The 19,080-nt window shown below is 43.1% G+C and carries 18 protein-coding genes; 16 read left to right on the forward strand and 2 right to left on the reverse strand.

Annotated elements, in window-relative coordinates:
• Positions 1 to 35 precede the first annotated feature (35 nt).
• From ymfI to rny, 8 genes are all read left to right on the forward strand, one after another.
• Positions 36 to 758 carry an elongation factor P 5-aminopentanone reductase gene (gene ymfI, locus LGO15_RS09285; protein ID WP_167832870.1) on the forward strand — a complete coding sequence of 241 codons (723 nt, stop codon included), beginning with the start codon at positions 36 to 38 and terminating at the stop codon, positions 756 to 758.
• A 101-nt stretch (positions 759 to 859) separates the two neighbouring features.
• Positions 860 to 1,120, forward strand: a complete 261-nt coding sequence (locus LGO15_RS09290; RefSeq protein WP_167832871.1) for a DUF3243 domain-containing protein — start codon at positions 860 to 862, stop codon at positions 1,118 to 1,120.
• 217 nt (positions 1,121 to 1,337) lie between these two features.
• Positions 1,338 to 2,129, forward strand: a complete 792-nt coding sequence (locus LGO15_RS09295) for a DUF3388 domain-containing protein (protein ID WP_214777055.1) — start codon at positions 1,338 to 1,340, stop codon at positions 2,127 to 2,129.
• Between the two features lie 20 nt (positions 2,130 to 2,149).
• The gene (locus LGO15_RS09300; protein WP_167832872.1) at positions 2,150 to 3,031 is read left to right on the forward strand and encodes a helix-turn-helix domain-containing protein; all 882 of its coding nucleotides are present in this window, start codon (positions 2,150 to 2,152) and stop codon (positions 3,029 to 3,031) included.
• A 179-nt stretch (positions 3,032 to 3,210) separates the two neighbouring features.
• Positions 3,211 to 3,789 carry a CDP-diacylglycerol--glycerol-3-phosphate 3-phosphatidyltransferase gene (gene pgsA / locus LGO15_RS09305; protein WP_226087387.1) on the forward strand — a complete coding sequence of 193 codons (579 nt, stop codon included), beginning with the start codon at positions 3,211 to 3,213 and terminating at the stop codon, positions 3,787 to 3,789.
• A gap of 22 nt (positions 3,790 to 3,811) precedes the next feature.
• Positions 3,812 to 5,059, forward strand: coding sequence for a competence/damage-inducible protein A (locus tag LGO15_RS09310; protein WP_226087388.1), 1,248 nt, complete (start codon positions 3,812 to 3,814; stop codon positions 5,057 to 5,059).
• A gap of 303 nt (positions 5,060 to 5,362) precedes the next feature.
• Positions 5,363 to 6,403: a recombinase RecA gene (gene recA / locus LGO15_RS09315; RefSeq protein ID WP_167832875.1), complete on the forward strand. Its 1,041-nt coding sequence runs from the start codon at positions 5,363 to 5,365 to the stop codon at positions 6,401 to 6,403.
• A gap of 661 nt (positions 6,404 to 7,064) precedes the next feature.
• Entirely contained in the window at positions 7,065 to 8,627 is a 1,563-nt protein-coding gene (gene rny, locus LGO15_RS09320; protein WP_226087859.1) for a ribonuclease Y, read from the forward strand.
• A 239-nt stretch (positions 8,628 to 8,866) separates the two neighbouring features.
• Here the strand turns inward: rny and LGO15_RS09325 are convergent, their stop codons facing one another.
• Positions 8,867 to 9,079 (reverse strand): hypothetical protein, encoded by a 213-nt coding sequence (locus LGO15_RS09325; RefSeq protein WP_167832877.1) that lies wholly within the window; start codon positions 9,077 to 9,079, stop codon positions 8,867 to 8,869.
• Positions 9,080 to 9,225: 146 nt separating this feature from the next.
• On the opposite strand from LGO15_RS09325, the gene LGO15_RS09330 reads away from it, so the two are divergent.
• The 8 genes from LGO15_RS09330 (at position 9,226) to LGO15_RS09365 (ending at position 17,902) form a co-directional block, all read left to right on the forward strand.
• The gene (locus LGO15_RS09330) at positions 9,226 to 10,023 is read left to right on the forward strand and encodes a TIGR00282 family metallophosphoesterase (RefSeq protein ID WP_167832878.1); all 798 of its coding nucleotides are present in this window, start codon (positions 9,226 to 9,228) and stop codon (positions 10,021 to 10,023) included.
• Positions 10,024 to 10,534: 511 nt separating this feature from the next.
• The gene (gene spoVS, locus LGO15_RS09335; protein ID WP_010193268.1) at positions 10,535 to 10,795 is read left to right on the forward strand and encodes a stage V sporulation protein SpoVS; all 261 of its coding nucleotides are present in this window, start codon (positions 10,535 to 10,537) and stop codon (positions 10,793 to 10,795) included.
• A 134-nt stretch (positions 10,796 to 10,929) separates the two neighbouring features.
• Complete coding sequence (locus tag LGO15_RS09340; RefSeq protein WP_226087389.1) at positions 10,930 to 11,865, forward strand: dipeptidase; 936 nt, start codon at positions 10,930 to 10,932, stop codon at positions 11,863 to 11,865.
• Between the two features lie 297 nt (positions 11,866 to 12,162).
• Positions 12,163 to 13,896: a 2-oxoacid:acceptor oxidoreductase subunit alpha gene (locus tag LGO15_RS09345; protein WP_226087390.1), complete on the forward strand. Its 1,734-nt coding sequence runs from the start codon at positions 12,163 to 12,165 to the stop codon at positions 13,894 to 13,896.
• Position 13,897: 1 nt separating this feature from the next.
• Positions 13,898 to 14,764, forward strand: a complete 867-nt coding sequence (locus LGO15_RS09350) for a 2-oxoacid:ferredoxin oxidoreductase subunit beta (protein WP_167832881.1) — start codon at positions 13,898 to 13,900, stop codon at positions 14,762 to 14,764.
• A 334-nt stretch (positions 14,765 to 15,098) separates the two neighbouring features.
• Positions 15,099 to 16,643 carry a tRNA (N6-isopentenyl adenosine(37)-C2)-methylthiotransferase MiaB gene (gene miaB / locus LGO15_RS09355; RefSeq protein ID WP_226087391.1) on the forward strand — a complete coding sequence of 515 codons (1,545 nt, stop codon included), beginning with the start codon at positions 15,099 to 15,101 and terminating at the stop codon, positions 16,641 to 16,643.
• Between the two features lies 1 nt (position 16,644).
• Positions 16,645 to 17,082, forward strand: coding sequence for a YlbF/YmcA family competence regulator (locus LGO15_RS09360; protein WP_167832883.1), 438 nt, complete (start codon positions 16,645 to 16,647; stop codon positions 17,080 to 17,082).
• A gap of 277 nt (positions 17,083 to 17,359) precedes the next feature.
• The gene (locus LGO15_RS09365; protein ID WP_167832884.1) at positions 17,360 to 17,902 is read left to right on the forward strand and encodes an outer spore coat protein CotE; all 543 of its coding nucleotides are present in this window, start codon (positions 17,360 to 17,362) and stop codon (positions 17,900 to 17,902) included.
• Between the two features lie 117 nt (positions 17,903 to 18,019).
• On the opposite strand, the gene LGO15_RS09370 is transcribed toward LGO15_RS09365, so the two are convergent.
• A complete protein-coding gene (locus LGO15_RS09370; protein ID WP_167832885.1) occupies positions 18,020 to 18,931 on the reverse strand; it encodes a 4Fe-4S dicluster domain-containing protein in 912 nt (303 codons plus the stop codon).
• Positions 18,932 to 19,080 lie beyond the last annotated feature (149 nt).

A 19,080-nucleotide genomic window follows, 5' to 3' on the forward strand; every position in this document is an offset into this window, starting at 1 on the left:
GCATTATTTCATGAGACTATTCGGAGAGGGGAAGTATGAAAAAATTCGCACTCGTAACAGGAGCAAGTGGAGCGATAGGCAAAGCCATTTCCAGGAAGCTTGCTTCAGAAGGTTATTCACTTTACTTGCACTATAACAAGAATGAAAAAGAGATAGAAGAACTTTTGTGTCAAATTCAACCTTTTGGCGGAGAGTATATACCGATCAAGGCGAACCTGGCTGCAAAAAAAGGCTATTTGGATTTAGCGGCAAACATTTTTTCGATTGATGCGATTGTACATAATGCAGGCCATGCCCATTATGGGCTTCTTGAGGATTTAGAGGAGATGGAAGCAGAGGAACTGATCCAGGTTCATCTGACGTCACCTATGCTGCTGACAAAAAAGCTGATCCCTAAATTACGGCAAAAAGAAAAAGGGAGTATTGTCTTAGTATCATCTATTTGGGGGCAGACTGGCGCATCCTATGAAGTGGCCTATTCAGCTGTGAAAGGAGCTCAAATAGCCTTTGCCAAGGCGCTGAGTAAAGAGCTGGCAAGTTCTGGCATACGGGTGAACGCCGTAGCGCCAGGTGCCATTCATACTCCTATGGTTGAAGAGTTTACAGAGGAAGAACTCGAGGCCATAACCGCTGATATTCCATCAGGACGATTAGGACAAGCCGATGAAGTTGCAGATGGTGTGAAATTCCTGCTGTCTGATCAATCTTCTTATATAAATGGACAGGTTATTGCAGTGAATGGAGGCTGGCTGACGTGACGGAGATGTGACAATTTTTCAAAACATCTCTGCTAATGAATAATAATGTGCCTGCGAATGCAAAATAACCTTGTACTATTTTAGACAAGGAGGTTGTCAATATGTCCGTATTGGATAATTGGAATCAGTGGAAGGATTTCTTGGGAGACCGCCTTCATCAGGCGCAGGACCAGGGAATGAATAAAGAAGTCATGGGAGACCTTGCCTATCAAATTGGGGATTATCTTGCTAAGAATGTTGATCCTAAAAATGAGCAGGAAAGAGTCCTTGCAGACCTTTGGTCAGTTGCAAGCCCTGACGAACAGCATGCCATTGCAACAATGATGGTTAAATTGGTTCAAAACAATGGTGCTAATCAATAAGAAAGACTTGAGAGGGGACTTACAGCTTCCTCTCTTTTTTATTGGCGAAAAGATCCTTTTTCCTCTGAATGGACATATTTTGCTAGGCTTTATTTAACTTTTAGCTTCTGGCTTGTTTTTCCTTTCATCTTCCTGAAAAATCATATAATATAGTAGCTAGATATTCGATGTCAAAATGTGTCGCAATTAAGTGACCTTATAGCAGAGGAGGAGAACGATGGAAAAGAAAGAATGGTACTTGGAATATGAGATTATGATAAACCGTCCAGGACTGCTAGGTGATATTTCTTCTTTGCTTGGTATGCTGTCAATTAACATTGTAACGATCAATGGAGTCGATGAAGGAAGACGAGGTCTGTTGATACTTGCAAAAGATGATGATCAAATTGAACGATTAGAGTCAATTTTAAATACAATGGATACAATAAAGGTAATAAAAATCCGTGAACCAAAGCTTCGTGACCGGATGGCGGTCAGACACGGCAGGTACATACAGCGTGATGCGGATGATAAAAAAACATTCCGGTTTGTAAGGGATGAACTTGGACTACTTGTAGATTTTATGGCAGAATTGTTTAAGATGGAAGGACACAAACTGATTGGGATCCGCGGGATGCCTCGAGTTGGCAAGACCGAGTCAGTCGTGGCTTCAAGTGTGTGTGCAAACAAGCGTTGGCTGTTTGTGTCTTCGACATTATTGAAACAGACAATTCGGAACCAACTGATTGAAGACGAGTACAATGCTGATAACTTATTCATCATTGACGGAATCGTCTCCACAAGGAGGGCAAATGAAAAACACTGGCAGCTTGTCAGGGAAATCATGCGTCTGCCTGCGGTGAAGGTTGTTGAACATCCGGACATCTTTGTCCAGAACACGGAATACACAATGGATGACTTTGATTATATTATAGAGCTGCGAAATAACCCCGATGAAGAAATCGTTTATGACATGGTTCAGAAGAATCACATGTTTACCGACTCTGATTTCGGCGGATTTGATTTTTAACAGTATTGGAAGGTGTTATCGTGACTGAGTTAGGAAATATATTAAAGGAAGCACGTGAAGCTAGAGGCCTCAGCCTGGACGAATTGCAGTCCATCACGAAAATACAGAAGCGCTACCTGCTTGGTATTGAAGAAGGCAATTACTCTATGATGCCAGGTAAGTTTTATGTCCGTGCATTCATTAAACAATATGCAGAGGCTGTCGGGATTGATCCGGAACAGCTTTTTGAACAGCACAAAAATGAAATACCATCTACATACAACGAAGAGCTGCCAGAGCAGCTTTCACGAGTACAGTCGAGGAAAAGTATCTCTCCTGATACTTCTAAAATCCTGGATATACTTCCGAAGATATTGATTGGAGTCTTTATAATAGGTGCAATCGCCCTAATCTGGTATCTGATTGTGCAGAATGCAGGTGATGGAGCAGAACAGCCTGCAAATACCGATAAAAGCAAGCCGAATATTGAAGAAACAGAAGATATAGTAGATGATTCTGCCGATGAGGGCACAGGAGAAGAAGACGGAGCTGCTGAGGAAGAAGAACCAGCCGAAGAGGAAGCTGAGCCTGAAACACCTGCCCAGGAGCTTTCAGTTCTATCGAGCAGTGGAAGCAACACGGTATATGAACTCAAAGGTGCAGATTCCTTTGTTATTAAAATTGTATCACTTGGTCAGACCTGGGTTGGTCTATCAAATGGCTCCAAATCAATTTTTCAAGAAACCCTTGTAAAAGGTAAGAATGAAAGCCGTACAGAGGACTTATCCAACGAAACCAAGGCAGTCATTAATATCGGACGAGCACCTGATACCGAAATCTATGTCAATGACCAAAAGCTAGAGTATGCAGTATCACCTGAAAAAGATATGACTCAGGTGATCACAATAAACTTTGTTAAATAAGCCTTTGTCTTTTGCGAGGAGTATAACCATTTAAAAGTATGAATTGCCAAAATGCCCGTATGGACTTTTGTTTATACGGGCTAAAATTTTACTAGGCATATTTAATGATGATTTTTACATATTGGATATAATGATAGAAGTAAAATGTTTTGTAATTTTTCATCTGGAGGAAATAGTATATGAATTTGCCAAACAAGATTACGGTTTCACGAATTTTATTGATTCCGTTATTTATGATCATCATGATTGTTCCTTTTTCATGGGGGGAAATCTCCCTTCTTGGTACAACCATGCCGGTCACTCATTTAGTAGGAGCGTTAATCTATATTTTTGCGTCTGTAACAGACTGGGTTGACGGTTATCTGGCGCGAAAGCACAATTTAGTTACGAATCTTGGGAAATTCCTTGATCCCCTTGCAGATAAACTTCTTGTTTCTTCTGCATTGATTATATTGGTTGAACTTGGTTTTGCCCCTGGGTGGATTGTTATCATCATCATCAGCCGGGAGTTTGCCGTAACAGGGCTCCGTTTACTGCTAGCTGGCGGTGGTGAGGTTGTTGCAGCAAAAATGCCTGGTAAAATCAAAATGTGGGCACAGACAGTGGTCATTTCCGCCCTCTTGCTCCATAATATCATTTTTGAAGCATTCTCCATCCCGTTTGCAGACATTGCGTTATGGGTGGCAATGTTCTTTACTATTTGGTCTGGCTGGGATTACTTTGCTAAAAACAAGCAAGTGTTCAGCAACTCCAAATAATTGATTTTCAGGGGGACTAGAAATGAATGCCGAAATTATCGCTGTAGGATCAGAGTTGCTCCTTGGGCAAATCGTCAATACGAACGCCCGGTTCCTTTCCAGGCAACTGGCCGATTTGGGAATCAATGTTTACTATCATACTGTTGTCGGAGATAATCCGGATAGATTAAAGGACGCCATGGAAATCGCCCAGGAAAGGGCAGAGCTCATTATCTTTACAGGCGGATTGGGTCCAACAAAAGATGATCTTACAAAAGATACAATTGCCGGTCAGCTTGGAAAGCAGCTTGTACTTGATGAAGAAGCGATGAAGTCCATTGAATTGTATTTTGAAAAAACGAACAGGGTAATGACTGAAAACAACAGGAAGCAGGCTCTCGTGATCGAGGGATGCGCTGTCCTGAAAAATGATAACGGAATGGCTCCCGGGATGTTCTTGGTGGCTGGCGAGAACAAGTACATGCTTCTCCCTGGTCCTCCTTCTGAAATGGAGCCAATGTTCTTGAAATATGGCCAGAATGCTATTGCAGGCTTGTCTGGCAATCAAGCTAAAATTGAATCGAGAGTCCTGCGGTTCTTTGGAATTGGTGAGGCGGCTCTGGAATCGGAAATAGAAGATTTGATTGACCAGCAAAGCAATCCAACCATCGCACCACTGGCTGGAGATGGGGAAGTTACCCTAAGGCTTACAGCGAGGGATGACGCAAACGGAACTGCACAAGCATTGATTGATCAAGTAGAAGCGGCAATCATGGAAAGAGTCGGCGAACATTTTTATGGTTACAACGAGACTTCGTTAATGATCGAGCTTTCTAAGTTATTGAAAAATGAAAACCTGACAATATCAGCGGCAGAAAGTCTGACAGGAGGCATGTTCCAGCAAGAATTGTCTTCCATTTCTGGTGCAAGCAGCTTGTTCCATGGCGGGATAGTCTGTTACTCGAACCAAGCTAAAATAGAATTGGTAAAGGTAATGCCTGAAACGATTGAAAAGCATGGAGCAGTAAGCAGTGAATGTGCCGCAGAGCTGGCAGCAAATATTGCTTCAATAACCCATTCTGACATTGGGATCAGCTTCACTGGAGTCGCCGGCCCTGACAGCCTGGAAGGTCATCCAGCTGGTACGGTTTTCATCGGGATACATATCAAGGGAATGCCAGTCCATGTGGAAAAATTGAGCCTCAGCGGAGCGAGGTCGGCCATCAGGAAAAGGTCAGTAAAGTTTGGCTGCCAGATCATAATTAATAGATTATCAGGAACACGGAAGTGATGCACTTCCGTGTTTTTTTGTGGTTCTGACAGTACGGAATGGAAAATTCCACCCGGTGTTTAAAATAGGCAGATTCTTTGCTAAAATCGTCTTTTAATGGGTATATGCCATAGTAAAACTACTGAAAATGACCACGAAAATTCAATTTTGAAGCTTTTTGTCCTTCTAAAAAAAACGAATAAATGTTCGATTTTTTAATGGACAAACACCCTGGAAAAAGGTATAGTAATAGTAGGCTTTAAATAAGAGATTTGCGGCCATGCAGTATGCTGGTTCGTTTTTATATAAAAGGAGGAAATTTGAGTGAGTGATCGTCAAGCTGCCTTAGATATGGCGTTAAAACAGATTGAAAAGCAATTTGGTAAAGGCTCAGTTATGAAATTAGGGGAGAAGACAGACACTAAAATTTCTACTTCTCCAAGTGGATCCCTTGCGTTGGATGCTGCACTTGGAATAGGCGGATATCCTCGCGGACGTGTTATTGAAATTTACGGACCTGAAAGTTCGGGTAAGACAACTGTTGCGCTTCATGCGATTGCAGAAGTACAGGCTAATGGCGGCCAGGCGGCATTCATTGACGCTGAACACGCTCTTGATCCTGTATATGCACAGAAACTTGGGGTAAATATCGATGAACTTCTTCTTTCTCAGCCTGACACAGGAGAGCAAGCTTTGGAAATCGCAGAAGCGCTTGTACGAAGTGGCGCAATTGACATTATTGTTGTCGACTCCGTTGCTGCTCTAGTTCCAAAGGCTGAAATCGAAGGGGAGATGGGTGATGCCCACGTTGGTCTTCAGGCCCGTTTGATGTCCCAGGCATTGCGTAAGCTTTCCGGTGCAATCAACAAGTCCAAGACTATTGCAATCTTCATTAACCAGATTCGTGAAAAAGTCGGTGTTATGTTCGGTAACCCTGAAACGACACCTGGCGGACGCGCTTTGAAATTCTATTCAAGCGTGCGTCTTGAAGTTCGCCGTGCTGAAACATTGAAGCAGGGCAATGAAATGGTAGGTAACAAAACTAGAATTAAAGTCGTTAAGAATAAGGTTGCTCCTCCGTTCCGCACAGCTGAAGTGGATATCATGTACGGTGAAGGGATTTCCCAAGAAGGAGAAATCATTGACATGGGATCAGACCTCGATATCGTCGATAAGAGCGGTTCATGGTATTCCTATAATGGTGAGCGTCTAGGACAGGGAAGGGAAAATGCGAAGCTTTTCCTTAAAGAAAACCCGTCTATCCGTCTGGAAATCAAGCAAAAGATCCGTAATCACTACGGCCTTGACGGCGAGTTTACTGTTACTGAGAGTGAAGAAGATCAGGAAGAACTGCCATTAGATTAATAGTTTATTTATGTTTTTAACAAGGTCTCCTGGCTTTCAGGAGACCTTGTTTGTGCTTTTAACTTTAATATTGGCTCTAAAACCAGTGATGCTTTTAAGCCCTGTTGATTGTAGTGGAAGGCGCGTAGACTCCTCCGAGAATGTTAACGCATTTCCATTGTACGTGGGCAGGTTCGTGGAAGCTCAATCTATGTCCTGGGGATGAGCAAGTCATGGGGAGACCCTGCAGGCACATAAAGCGACGAGGACGCTCCCCGACTGCAAGGAAGAATTGGTTTAGGAAAATCCGGCCTTTGGGATTTATCATTATACTTCCCCGCGGAAAGCGAAGCGCCTGGAATAAAAATCAACAGCCGAGTTTAACACAGCTTTTAAAAGTAATTCTCCATCTTCGGTAAGCAATATGCCTGAGACGGAAATCCGCACCTACATTCGAAAAATGAGAATTGCATGAATAATTAATCAAACCGTTGGAATACACATGGGACAAACCCTTGACAATAAAATATGGCAGCTTTACAATTAAAAATGTATATTTTACATTTTCATGGTATTAAAAACGTTTAAAAGCATTTGAGCTGTATATTGATGCTTGTAACAATGTACATGCCGACACTTTAAAAAACGTAACACAAGTTCATAGCAAGAGGAGGTGAAAATGATGGATCTAATTATTTCAATCATCTCCATTTTGCTTGGCCTATTCGTCGGTGCAGTTGTTGGCTATTTTTATCGTAAATCCGTTGCGGAAGCAAAAATTGCAGGTGCCAAAAACGCCGCAGAACAAATTGTTGAAGATGCGAAGCGTGAAGCAGAGGCTATGAAGAAAGAAGCCCTGCTGGAGGCTAAGGATGAAAATCACAAGCTGCGTACTGAAGCAGAACGTGAAATTCGTGAACGAAGAAATGAACTGCAAAAACAAGAAAATCGTTTATTGCAAAAAGAGGAGAATCTTGATCGTAAAGATGAGTCGTTGAACAAACGCGAGAATCTTTTAGAGAAAAAAGATGACGCTCTTTCCAAAAGACAACAGCATATTGAAGAGATGGAAAGCAAAGTGGACGAGATGGTACGAAATCAGCAGACTGAACTAGAACGCATCTCGGGCTTAACGCGTGATGAGGCTAAATCCATCATTTTGGAGCGTACTGAGCAAGAACTTGCTCACGACATTGCACTAATGATTAAGGAAAACGAAAACAGGGCGAAAGAAGAATCCGATAAGAAAGCGAAAGAAGTACTTTCACTAGCCATTCAAAGGTGTGCAGCAGATCATGTTGCAGAAACGACTGTATCAGTTGTAAACCTTCCGAATGACGAAATGAAAGGCCGTATTATCGGTCGTGAGGGACGGAATATCCGCACCCTGGAAACGTTGACGGGAATTGATCTCATTATTGATGACACTCCGGAAGCAGTTATCCTTTCTGGATTTGACCCTATCAGACGTGAAACAGCCCGTCTAGCTCTAGACAAGCTTGTCCAGGATGGACGTATTCATCGGGCTCGAATTGAGGAAATGGTTGAGAAAGCGCGCCGTGAAGTTGACGAACATATTCGTGAGGTAGGGGAACAGACTACCTTCGAAGTGGGAGTGCACGGATTGCATCCAGATCTTATTAAAATTCTGGGCCGCTTGAAATATCGTACGAGCTACGGACAGAATGTGCTTAAACATTCTATGGAAGTAGCCCAATTGTCCGGATTGCTTGCCGCAGAACTAGGTGAAGATGAAACTCTAGCTCGCCGCGCAGGACTCCTGCATGATATCGGAAAGGCTATTGACCATGAGGTAGAAGGAAGCCACGTTGAAATCGGCGTGGAGCTCGCTACTAAGTATAAGGAGCATCCAGTTGTGATCAACAGTATTGCTTCCCACCATGGCGATACTGAGCCGACTTCGATCATAGCAGTACTTGTTGCTGCTGCTGATGCATTGTCAGCTGCAAGGCCTGGTGCCCGTAGCGAAGCGCTTGAAAACTATATCCGCCGTCTTGAAAGACTGGAAGAGATTTCTGAATCCTATGAGGGAGTCGAAAAATCATTCGCTATTCAGGCGGGTAGAGAAATCCGGATCATGGTTAGACCCGATCAAATCGATGACTTGCAGGCACACCGCCTCGCACGAGATATTCGAAAGAAAATCGAGGAAGAACTCGATTATCCTGGTCATATCAAGGTTACAGTCATCCGTGAGACACGGGCAGTTGAATATGCAAAATAAAGCGGTGCTTCGGCGCCGCTTTTTATTTTTTAAAGGCAATTAAGAATTATTGAGTTGTGGATAAACTCCATGAATTTTTCTTAATCCAGCTCCAGCGCCTAGCCAGTTTTCATTAACGAGATGCTTCTTCGAGTATCTTGCGATAAGCGTTAGCTTTGAGCAGCTCGAGTCGCTTGTTTAACTGCGGATCCTAACTCCTCGAGACGTTTCGGTCCTGCCAATGAAGTCAAAGAACGACATCACTGGCAGGACCTCCAACGCTTATCGGAGTTGGGCAGTCGCCTCCGCTTTTCGAATTGTCTAGTGTCGCCTCCTAGAAGCTCCGAAACTTCAACTCCGCCGGCAGAAGCAAAAAGCGCTTCTTTGTCGAAGTCTCCAGTTTCTGCGTTTCTGGGCAGTCGGCTATACATTTCTATTTCGGTCCTGCCAATGAAGTCAAAGAACGACTTCACTGTCAGGCCCTCCAGCGCTTGTCGGGGCTGAACGAGGCGCTTGCGCTTTTTGTTCTGTAAGCTCACTTTGCTGGTTTTCATATCATCTCGATGTTATGATACAATTTTTACATAAATAACTTAATTGAAGGCAGGAATGAGAATCAATGAGAATTTTATTTGTAGGGGATGTTGTAGGTTCCCCTGGCAGGGATATGGTTACGGAATATCTGCCTAAGCTAAAAGGGAAATTTCGACCAACTGTAACAATCATAAATGGTGAGAATGCAGCGAGCGGTAAAGGAATTACCGAAAGAATTTACCGGCAGTTTCTCGAGCAAGGCGCACAGGCCGTAACTCTAGGCAACCATGCATGGGATAACCGTGATATTTTTGAATTCATCGATGGAGCTAAATATCTGGTAAGGCCAGCCAATTTTCCTGAAGAAGTACCGGGAAAAGGGATTGTTTATCTGAAGGTCAACCAGGAGGAGCTGGCAATAATCAATCTGCAGGGCCGTACGTTCTTGACGCCAATAGATTGCCCATTTAAAAAAGCAGATGAATTGATTGAGGAAGCTAGCAAACGCACTTCGCTCATTTTCGTCGATTTCCATGCGGAGGCAACTAGCGAAAAGCAGGCGATGGGCTGGTATCTTGATGGAAGAGTTTCCGCTGTAGTTGGTACGCATACTCATGTGCAGACAGCAGATGAGAGGATTTTGCCATCAGGGACAGCTTTTCTTACCGATGTAGGAATGACAGGGCCATATGATGGGATATTGGGAGTAGAAAAAGAAGCGGTCCTAAGAAGGTTCATGACAAGCCTGCCAACACGCTTTGAAGTAGCAAAGGATGGAAGGAACCAGCTATCAGCAGTATTGATAGATTTGGACAAGAAGACTGGCAAAGCAGTGAAAATCCAGAAAATCCTTATCAATGATGACCATCCTTTTTATGAGTAAAATATCAGGTTGACCTATTTAGGCTGCAGGCGAGCTCACTCGAGTTTTTCTGCAGTCTATAAATTTGCACAGAATTGGGTATTGTAGGTGGATAAAGCTGCAAAGAACTTATTGTTGCAAGTTGTCTGAAAGGTACCCTTATGAAGAGGGAAGAGTGCGCATAAGGGTACGATACTGCCCGAACAATACCCTTATGAAGAGGAAAGAGTGCGCATAAGGGTACAATACAGCCCGAACGGTACCCTTATAAAGAGGGAAGAGGTGTCATAAGGATCCGATACCGCCTGAACGACATCCTTATAAAAATGGGAAGGTCCGCATAAGGGTACGATTAACCCAGCAATCAGCCTCACACAGAACCAAATTAAATAAATCACACCATCACTTTCAGCGCTTTTTTTTACTGAAGGTCATATGTGGGCTTCCTCCTGAATATAGTAGCAGTGGAACAGACTAAACTGGATGTCCACGTAAGGCGTCCGGGACGGGATAAAATAAGGAGGAGCCAGGAATGGAGATATTAAAAGTTTCAGCAAAATCTAATCCTAATTCTGTAGCTGGTGCGCTTGCTGGAGTACTGCGCGAAAGAGGGGGCGCAGAAATTCAGGCTATCGGGGCGGGTGCATTGAATCAGGCCGTTAAGGCAGTAGCGATCGCAAGAGGGTTCGTAGCACCTAGCGGAGTCGATTTAATTTGCATCCCGGCATTTACTGATATCCTGATTGATGGCGAAGAACGGACAGCCATTAAATTGATTGTTGAACCCAGATGAAAGCGCCAGCGCACCTATAGATAGATTAAGGTTTTTAAAGAATGTTTAAGGATTGACTCAGCCTGTTTGCTACCTGCAAGCAGGTTTCTTTTCATTTTATGAAGTATAATGATGAATATAAGAGGAGGTATTTTGTGAAGATTTTTGATGCTCATTGTGATGTTTTATATAAATTATTCGTTGATCCAACGCTTGATTTTTCTAAAGCTCCGGAACTGCAGGTTAATCTTGAAAGGCTGGAGGCTTCAAAGACCAAAGTCCAGTTATTTGCCATCTATGTACCTGAATCCGTTCATCCTGACCTGAAATTTGAAGCTGCATTAAGGATGGCAGATTTATTTTATGAAAAAATCCTGAAACCTCATCCTCACATAAAGCTGGTGCTGGACATGGGCGATATTGACCAGCTCGCTGAAAATGAAATAGGTGCGGTTTTGACTTTGGAGGGGTGTGATGCAATTGGTCAGGATTTATTGAAATTGCGTACCTTGCTGAGACTTGGAGTACGTTCTGTAGGTCTTACATGGAACTATGGGAATTATGTGGCTGATGGAGCCCTGGAGGAGCGGGGAGCTGGCCTCTCAAGGTTTGGGCGTCAGGTTGTCCAGCTTCTGAATGAAACAGGGACACCTTGTGATGTATCGCATTTATCTGAACAAGGATTCTGGGATGTAATGGATGGTGCTGATCATGTATTTGCTTCCCATTCAAACTGTTATTCGCTTTGCCAGCATGGTCGGAACCTTAAGGATGATCAGATCCAAGCACTTATTGATCGCGATTCCGTGATTGGTGTTACCTTTGTACCAGAGTTTTTGTCTGGTAAAAAAACCTCTGCTTCCATTCAGGATGTCGTCCGCCATCTTGATCACATTTGTTCTCTCGGAGGAGAAAATCATGTTGGCTTTGGCTCGGACTTTGATGGAATTGAATTTTCTGTGAGGAATCTCGAAGGCAATGATCAATATGAAAACCTTTGGAACGAACTGCAAAAATATTATTCTGATATACAAGTGAATAAGTTCTTATACAAGAATATGGCTTCCAGACTGCCTGTTCTAAGTCGCTGAATCCAGCGGTGAAGGGCAATTACTGCCCATGAATCAAAGGGAGCCAGGGTAAAAGACTTATAATATTTTAATAAATAAAAAAATATTCATATTTTGGTCAATAATTATTCTTAAAGGGTTGCTTTTTTATTCACATAGGTCTAGAATTGTAAGCGTTTAGTACCATCCATTTGCTAGATTCCGGTATGAAATGCAAGATATAAACCGTTTAATTCTAGTGAATTACTTGGAAAAGTGCTACACTTAATAACGAAGCGTTTTTACATATTTTTTTACGTATCTAAAGGGGTGTAAGAGATGATCAATCAACTTTCATGGAAAGTTGGCGGACAGCAGGGAGAAGGAATTGAATCTACCGGGGAAATTTTCTCTATTGCATTGAACCGTCTAGGCTACTACTTGTATGGCTACCGTCACTTTTCATCACGTATCAAGGGCGGACACACAAATAACAAGATTCGAGTGAGCACTACAGAGGTTCGATCTATTTCTGACGATTTAGATATTCTTGTAGCTTTCGATCAGGAAACGATCGATGTAAACTACAAAGAATTGCATGAGAACGGCGTAATTATTGCTGATGCTAAGTTTGACCCAAAAAAGCCTGAGGACACTCAAGCTGCGATGTATGCGGTTCCATTTACGGAAATGGCTACAGAATTGGGAACATCTCTTATGAAAAACATGGTTGCCATCGGTGCGACTAGTGCAATTTTAGACTTGGATATCCAGGTTTTCGAAGAAGTCGTCCAGGGAATTTTCGGACGCAAAGGACAACAGGTTGTCGATAAAAACATGGAAGCCATCAAAGCTGGCTACGAATATACGAAAGAACAATTAGGCGGCGCTGAGACAATGCAGCTTGAAAAAGCTGATGGCCAGAAGCGCATGTTCATGATTGGAAACGACGCTATCGCTATGGGTGCTCTTGCAGGCGGCTGCCGTTTCATGGCTGCATACCCAATCACACCTGCTTCAGAAATCATGGAATATTTGATCAAGAAGCTTCCGGCGCTTGGCGGAACAGTAATTCAAACGGAAGATGAAATCGCGGCTGTCACTATGACGATCGGTGCTAACTACGGCGGAGTGCGTGCCCTTACTGCTTCAGCAGGACCTGGTCTTTCATTGAAGATGGAAGCAATCGGCCTTTCTGGTATTACAGAAACTCCGCTTGTCATTGTTGACACTCAACGTGGCGGTCCATCAACAGGACTTCCTACAAAACAGGAGCAATCAGATTTAATGGCGATGATTTACGGAACTCACGGTGAGATTCCTAAGATTGTCTTTGCTCCAAGTACTGTACAGGAAGCATTCTACGATGCAGCTGAAGCATTCAACCTTGCTGAAGAGTATCAATGCCCTGTCATTATGCTGACTGACCTACAGTTATCTTTAGGAAAGCAGACAGTAGAACCTCTTGAGTTTGACAAAGTGGAAGTCCGCCGCGGCAAATTGGCTACGGAAGCACTTCCTGAAATTGAAAACAAAGGCTACTTCAAGCGTTATGAAGTAACTGAAGATGGTGTTTCACCACGTGTGATCCCTGGAATGAAGAACGGAATTCACCACGTTACTGGTGTTGAACATGATGAAACAGGAAAACCATCAGAATCTGCTGCTAACCGTATTGCGCAAATGGATAAGCGTATGCGCAAAATCAGCAATCTGAAATTCGATACGCCTATCCACAAGAATGCTCCGCATGAGGAAGCTGATCTGTTGATCGTAGGTTTCAACTCTACAAGAGGTGCAATTGAAGAAGCAATGGGAAGACTTGAGAAGGATGGCCTGAAAGTAAACCACGCACATGTGCGCCTGGTACATCCATTCCCGGCTGAAGAAATGATGCAGCTTGTTCAATCTGCAAAGAAAGTTGCGGTTATCGAAAACAATGCGACAGGACAGCTGGCAAACATCATGAAGATGAATGTCGGAAGTCATGAGAAGATCAATAAGATCCTCAAGTATGATGGAAACCCATTCTTGCCGCAGGAAGTCCACACAAAATGCAAGGAGTTGTTCTAGGATGGCGACTTTTAAAGAATTTCGCAATAATGTAAAACCAAACTGGTGCCCAGGCTGCGGCGACTTCTCTGTACAGGCAGCCATGCAGCGTGCTGCTGCGAATGTGGGTTTAGAGCCTGAAGATTTGGCAGTAATTTCTGGTATCGGCTGTTCTGGCCGTATCTCTGGATATATCAATTCATACGGTTTCCACGGAATCCACGGACGTGCACTTCCGATTGCACAGGGCGTAAAGATGGCCAACCGTGATTTGACAGTCATCGCTTCTGGCGGCGACGGAGACGGGTTCGCGATCGGTATGGGACATACAGTCCATGCAATCCGCCGTAACATCAACATTACTTACATTGTCATGGACAACCAGATCTACGGTCTGACAAAGGGACAAACTTCCCCGCGTTCGGCTGCTGGTTTCAAGACAAAATCAACTCCTGCAGGTTCCATCGAACAAGCTATTTCTCCAATGGAATTGGCTTTGACAGCTGGCGCTACTTTCGTCGCACAAAGCTTCTCGACTGACCTGAAAGACTTGACTGCGCTGATCGAGGCTGGAATCAAGCATGAAGGTTTCTCATTGATCAACGTATTCAGCCCTTGTGTAACATACAACAAGGTTAATACGTATGATTGGTTCAAGGAAAACCTGACAAAGCTTGGAGATATCGAAGGATATGATCCATCAAACCGTGAAGCAGCAATGCAGACATTGATGGAACATAACGGATTGGTTACAGGACTAATCTATCAAAATACAGAGCGTAAGTCTTATCAGGATTTGGTAAGCGGTTATTCAGAGACTCCTTTGTCAAAAGCGGACCTTAAGCTTGATCAAGCTCATTTTGACAAATTGGTTGCTGAATTCATGTAATAAAAAGCCGGAAACCATGCCGGGATACAGTTTCGATAAAACCCCAATCGTCCAGGATTGGGGTTTTATTATTCTTGTAAAATTGGAGTTATTAGTGACGAGCATCACGCCAGTAAGATTAGCTTTAAGGTAATATAAGTGACTAAGAGGCTTTTTTTTACCAGGAAAGCTGTATTTCCAGTGCCTGCTATTGTTTTCATTAGTTCAAGAGTTTATACTATTATAATGTGTATATTTAATATTTTCAGGGTGAAATATAGCCCTTTTTAAAAGTAGAAAGCAGTGAAGAGCAGCATCAGTTTCCTGCTCGCTTTCTAATGAAAGGAGATCTATAATGAACGAGAAACAACGCTTGGATGCTCAGCAAGTACAAACTGAGAATTCTTCGGACAAAAAATCCAGCAAGGATTACAGCAAGTACTTTGAAACGGTATATACAGCTCCTTCTCTGAAGGATGCAAAAAAACGCGGCAAGGAAGAAGTCAAGTACCACAAGGACTTCGATATCCCTGAAGAATTCCTTGGTATGGGACAGGGCCGCAAGTTCTACATCCGCACATATGGCTGCCAGATGAACGAGCATGATACAGAAGTCATGGCTGGTATTTTCCTAGGTTTAGGTTATGAGCCGACTGACAGCGTTGAGGATGCAAATGTCATTCTCCTGAATACATGCGCGATTCGTGAAAATGCTGAAAACAAGGTGTTTGGTGAACTAGGTCATCTGAAGCATCTAAAAAGAGAAAAACCGGATCTCCTGTTAGGAGTTTGCGGCTGTATGTCCCAGGAGGAATCGGTCGTCAATAAAATTCTCAAAACCTATAACCAGGTTGATATGATTTTTGGAACACATAATATCCATCGCCTGCCGAATATTCTGCAGGAAGCCTATATGTCCAAAGAAATGGTCGTTGAAGTCTGGTCCAAGGAAGGGGACGTCATCGAAAACCTTCCGAAGGTCCGCAAAGGGAATATCAAAGCATGGGTGAACATCATGTATGGCTGCGACAAGTTCTGCACATACTGTATCGTTCCTTATACACGAGGAAAAGAGCGCAGCCGCCGTCCGGATGACATCATCCAGGAAGTCCGTCAGCTTGCAGCCCAGGGCTATCAGGAAATTACCTTGCTAGGTCAGAATGTAAACGCGTATGGTAAAGATTTTACAGACATCGACTATGGCCTAGGGGACTTGATGGATGAAATGCGCAAGATCGATATCCCGCGTGTCCGTTTTACAACAAGCCATCCTCGTGATTTTGACGATCACCTGATTGAAGTGCTGGCTAAAGGCGGAAACTTGATGGATCATATCCATCTGCCTGTACAGTCAGGTTCTACAGATGTATTGAAAATCATGGCCAGGAAGTATACGAGGGAACAATACCTTGAGCTTGTTGGCAAAATCAAGGCGGCCATTCCTAATGTCACTTTGACTACAGATATTATTGTGGGATATCCGAACGAGACAGATGAACAATTCGAGGAAACAATGTCCCTTGTCCGTGAGGTAGGGTATGAAGCAGCCTATACATTCATTTACTCTCCAAGGGAGGGCACACCTGCCGCTAAAATGCAGGATAATGTCCCGATGGAAGTGAAAAAAGAGCGTCTTCAGCGCCTGAACGCTCTAGTGAATGAGCAATCTGCCCAGTCTATGAAAAAGTATCAGGACCAGATTGTTGAGGTTCTGGTTGAAGGTGAAAGTAAAAACAACCCTGATGTTCTTGCAGGGTATACAAGCAAATTGAAGCTTGTCAATTTTGTCGGTCCGAAGTCGGCAATCGGCAAAATCGTCAAGGTAAAGATCACAGGTGCAAAAACATGGTCTTTAAACGGGGAAATGGTAGAAGAAATACAACCAGTTGAGGTGAAGTAAGTTGGCAAAATACAATAAAGATGACATTATCCAGCGCTCAAGAGAAATCGCAAGAATGATTGCGGAAACAGAAGAAGTTGACTTTTTCAAGCGTGCAGAAGCACAGATTCATGAAAATGAAAAAGTGAAAACACTTATTTCTTCTATTAAAGGCCTTCAAAAACAGGCAGTTAACTTTCAGCATTATGGTAAAACAGAAGCATTGAAGAAGACTGAGGCAAAAATTGCTCAATTAGAGCAACAGCTAGACGAGATTCCAGTGGTTCAGGAATTCAAGCAATCACAGCTCGATGTGAATGAGTTGCTTCAGCTAGTGGCTACAACGATTTCCAATACGGTTACAGATGAAGTGGTTGAATCAACTGGTGGAGATGTACTTCGCGGTGAAACCGGAGCATCTTTGAAAAACGGTGAAAGCTGCCATACACACAACCATTAAACATTGAATAGGAACTGGCACCCTGCTATATTAGGGTGCTTTTTTTTATGAGCCCATTCTTTTGGGCTGCCTTTCCTGAAACTCTTTTATGATGGCTAATTAAACCCAATTCAATCTTAATTCCCCAATCAACTTTCTCCATTTGGGAACATTCAGGCTATATGGGCATACAATGAACTATGCCTAAGTTTTTACCAGCGGTTCTAAAATTAATCGCACACTAGTCTAATATCACGCATAGGATGAATTGAAAAAGATTGAGGAGGTTTCGCTCGCAATGGGAGATTACAGAGAGATTATTACGAAAGCAGTCGTAGCGAAAGGACGCAAGTTCACGCAGTCCAATCATACGATCAACCCAGCGCATCATCCGAGCAGCATTCTGGGCGCTTGGGTCATAAACCATAAGTATAAGGCAAAAAAGGTAGGGAAAGTGGTCGAAGTAAACGGGTCTTACGAAGCCAACATCTGGTACTCCTTTGATGATAATACAAAAACTGAAGTAGTGACGGAGAAAGTAACTTACTGCGATGTCATCAAACTGAAGTACCGTGATCCTGATTGCATGGATGACCATGATGTCCTTGTCGAGGTACTGCAGCAGCCTAACTGCATTGAAGCGGTCATTTCGCCTAATGGCAATAAAATCATCGTTCACGTCGAGAGGGAATTCCTTGTAGAAGTGATCGGTGAAACAAAGGTATGTGTTGTCACTCATCCAGGCGGATGCGACTGCGATGATGATGAGTGGGGCCATGGTGTCGATGACGACGAATTCGAAGATTTGAACCCAGACTTCCTTCTAGGAGAGGAAGAATAACATTGAACTAGGAAGCTTGCACTTCCTAGTTTTTTTTTGTTCCACAATATAAAGAGGCACTGGATATGGAAGCGGTTGAAGAACCTTTCTTCTCATGTCCAGTGTCTTTAATGTGCACTAAAGGAAAAAATCAGGCTTTTCAGTTGTCCTGCATATATGACAGGAATCAGATTCCTCCCAGGCAAGGAAGCCACTGCCGCATTGTGTGCAAACATTCTTGTGCAAATTGTATGAGAAAGGCGGCGCTTGATGCACCTTCATCTTTACGATAATTGCATTTGTTTTGCAAATATCCATGCATAAATTGCAGCCGGTGCATTGGTTCTCATTCAATATTAACTCGCTTTCCCCGAGACTAAATATGCCAGGCGGACAAACATTAAAACAACCTTCACATAATGTGCATTCATCCTCGCTAATCTTCACTTGATAAAAGGACCAATCTTTAAAAAGGACTGAAGGTTTAAAATAGCTCTCGTTGAAACGCCATTTTACAGGAGTCACAGAAGAGAGTACTGTTCTCTTGCTGTCTAATGAAAGCTTTGTAAAAAAATCACGCCTTGATAACCTGGGCTGCTCTTTTTCCTTCAATACAAACTGATTTGTCACATGAAGCCGCTCGAGCTGCATTTCGCCAAGGATTTCATTGACTTGGTTAATCCTGTCTACTAAATCCGTTGTTAATGAAGGTTGATGAATAAATCGAATTCCTTTTTTATGGTAGTAAAGCATTTCCATCATGCTTGGCAATGGCGATTGTTGCTCGAGCAGAAGATAATTCAGTTTGACCATTCTTGAAGGCGATTGTCCCTTGACCGCCTGTACAGGACAGACTGTGATACATACACCGCAGAATGAGCATCTTTTATCATCGATGAGTATTTTGCCATCCTCAAAAAGGATGCCATCATCTGGGCATTCGTCCAGACAAGCTGAACAGGTACTCAGCGGACTGATCTTCCTTGTGCAGGATTCCGAGATCTCGAGCTCGTAGCTCAGGCTTTCAAGCCAATTCGTTAATAGAGACATAATCGTCACCTCAAGGGCATTATTTCTATGCTATTATTTTACGATTAAACCTATGAAAAAGAGGGGAGTTTGCCAGATATTCATACTTATGTAAAAGAAAGTTCACAAATTAAGAGGAGTGAAAATCGAAGGGTCTTCAATAAATCCAA

The sequence above is a fragment of the Mesobacillus sp. S13 genome (assembly GCF_020422885.1).
Lineage (GTDB): Bacteria > Bacillota > Bacilli > Bacillales > Cytobacillaceae > Mesobacillus > Mesobacillus selenatarsenatis_A.